This is a genomic window from Acinetobacter sp. 228 (assembly GCF_048147885.1).
Window position 1 is genome coordinate 1 of record NZ_JAYWYV010000288.1, and the last position, 1,337, is coordinate 1,337.

Sequence of the window (1,337 nt, forward strand, 5' to 3'; positions counted from 1 at the left end):
ATTTACCCTCTGAACTGAACAAATAAGCTTAAAATAAAAAAAGCCTCGTCCACTTGAACAAGGCTTTTTTTAATTATTCAAAGGCAACGTTTATTGCTCAGATTCAAACTCTTTAATTGCCTCTTTAGCAATTCGAAAGCTATCTACAGCAGCAGGGACGCCACAGTAAATTGCAACCTGCAAAAGCACTTCACGAATTTTCTCTTTAGGTACACCATTTCGAAGTGCACCGTTAACATGTAGTTTTAATTCATGCGGACGATTTAAAGCTGAGATCATTGCCAAGTTAATTAAACTGCGCTCAGGCTTACTTAATTCTTCACGCCCCCAAACAGCTCCCCAGCAATATTCAGTGACTAATTCTTGAAGAGGAAGATTAAACTCATCGGCATTGTTGATTGAATTATTTACATATTCTTCACCAAGAACTTGTTTGCGGATTGCTAAACCCTTTTCAAATTTTTCATTACTCATATATTCAATCCTCCAAACAAGGTGTATTTAATTTCCAGATAATCTTCAATACCGTATTTAGAACCTTCACGCCCTAAACCAGACTGTTTAATTCCACCAAACGGTGCAACTTCATTTGAAATAAGGCCTTTATTAATTCCGACCATGCCATATTCAAGCTGTTCACTCATTCGCCAAGCACGGCCTAAATCTTTGGTATAACAATATGCAGCTAAACCAAATTCAGTTGCATTTGCCATTTCAACGGCTTGTTGCTCGGTTTCAAATTTAAATACGGCTGCCAGTGGACCAAACGTTTCTTGAGTTGCCACATCCATATCAGCGGTAACATCTGCAATCAGTGTCGGTTCAAAAAACAATTCACCCGCTTTATGCTTCTTACCACCAACCACAAGACGACCATTTTTATCTAATGCATCTTGAATATGAGCTTCAACTTTTTTCACCGCATTGGCATTAATTAATGGCCCAATGTCATGCCCAGCTTCTAATCCATTACCAATATTAAAGTTTTGGATTTTTTGGCTTAAGGCAGCAATAAATTTTTCATAAATGCCCGCCTGCACTAAGAATCGATTGACGCAGACACAGGTTTGCCCTGCATTTCTAAATTTAGCAATGAGTGCTCCCTCAATTGCTGCATCTAAATCAGCATCATCAAATACAATAAACGGCGCATTGCCACCCAATTCTAAGGAAACTTTTTTTAAGGTTTTTGCTGAACGCTCAAGCAACATTTTGCCAACTGGTGTTGACCCAGTAAAAGTAAACTTACGTACGACATCACTTTCAAAAATCGCATCACCAATATGAGCTGCATCGCCTGTAATCACACTAAAGATTTCAGCAGGCACACCCGCTTG

At 38.8% G+C, this 1,337-nt stretch carries 2 protein-coding genes; both read right to left on the bottom strand.

Going from position 1 to position 1,337, the window contains the following annotated elements:
* Positions 1-90: 90 nt before the first annotated feature.
* Positions 91-474 carry a carboxymuconolactone decarboxylase family protein gene (locus VXQ92_RS18285; RefSeq protein WP_416682761.1) on the bottom strand — a complete coding sequence of 128 codons (384 nt, stop codon included), beginning with the start codon at positions 472-474 and terminating at the stop codon, positions 91-93.
* On the bottom strand, positions 471-1,337 hold an 867-nt coding region (locus tag VXQ92_RS18290; RefSeq protein WP_416682762.1), incomplete at its 5' end, for an aldehyde dehydrogenase family protein. The genes VXQ92_RS18290 and VXQ92_RS18285, both read right to left, overlap by 4 nt.